1 protein-coding gene is annotated in these 1052 nt (G+C 41.7%); it reads right to left on the reverse strand.

What is annotated here, in order from left to right; translation table 11 throughout:
* The coding region (locus EO121_RS08565; protein WP_206168556.1) for a hypothetical protein at nucleotides 1–1052 on the reverse strand (1052 nt) is incomplete at both ends.

The following is a 1052-nucleotide window of genomic DNA, read 5'->3' on the forward strand; positions in this document are numbered from 1 at the left end:
CCTTTTTCATCTACAGCTTTCGCATTGTACCATTTGCCATCATCAGCTTTCACAACACGGTTACCATTTTCATCCGTGTACACCACGCTACCAGCTTCGCCGTTTCGTAACGCATTCACTTTAGATGTTAGGTCTTTACCGTTCAAGCCATCTTCTGCTGTTAGACCATCTTTGCCCATGCCAGCGTCAGCACCTGTACCAGGTTTGCCATCACGACCATCAACGCCATTAGCACCTACTGCTTTAGCAATATCATTTACTTTGTCTAATTTTGCTTTCGCATCGTTAGTCAAGCCAATGACTACTTTGCCATTATCTCCTGTTTCGATATGTAAACCTGCTTTAGCTGCTTCAGCTGTTGCAGTTGTACCATCACCTTGAACAAAGTGTAAACCAGTATTAACATTAACCGACTTAGCATCTTCTGTGTTAGCTTTGTAACCCAAGCTAGCATTGCCAGTAGCAACATTATTTACATTTTCAATTGCTTTTTCTAAATAGCCTTTATTAACAAGGTCATTCGCATCTGTAGGTGTGGCGCTGCTTGTGATTTTAGAATTGCCAAAATCTACTTTTCCAACTTGTGCTGGTTTCGTTACTACACCATCAGGACCTGTTTCCGCCGCTGTTGTTGGTGTAATCGTAATAGATTGGTCGCCATTTTTGATCACCAATGGATCGTTACCATTACCAGAGATACCTTTCATGTTAGTTAACGTATCTGCTAAGCTTACAGTTAAACCATTCGTAGGATCGGATGCCACTTGGATGTTCACACCTGGTGTTGCAGTTGCTGCTGGTGTGAAGTTTGCCGCACCTTTCACAGCTAATGTAGTACCTAATTTACGAGTTGCATCAGTTCCAGTATCCCCGCTGAAAGTAAGTGGTTTTTCTGCCAACGCATTCAAGTCAGACGCATTAGCTTTATCCGCTAATGTATTGTTGATAGTTGTAATATCTGATTTATCAGCTTTTTCAGCTAATTTACTATGTAATTGGCCACCATTGATCGCATCGGTAGAACCAGCTTTGATTTCACCATCTGCAATGTT

It is taken from the genome of Veillonella sp. CHU732, assembly GCF_003992085.1.
Lineage (GTDB): Bacteria > Bacillota > Negativicutes > Veillonellales > Veillonellaceae > F0422.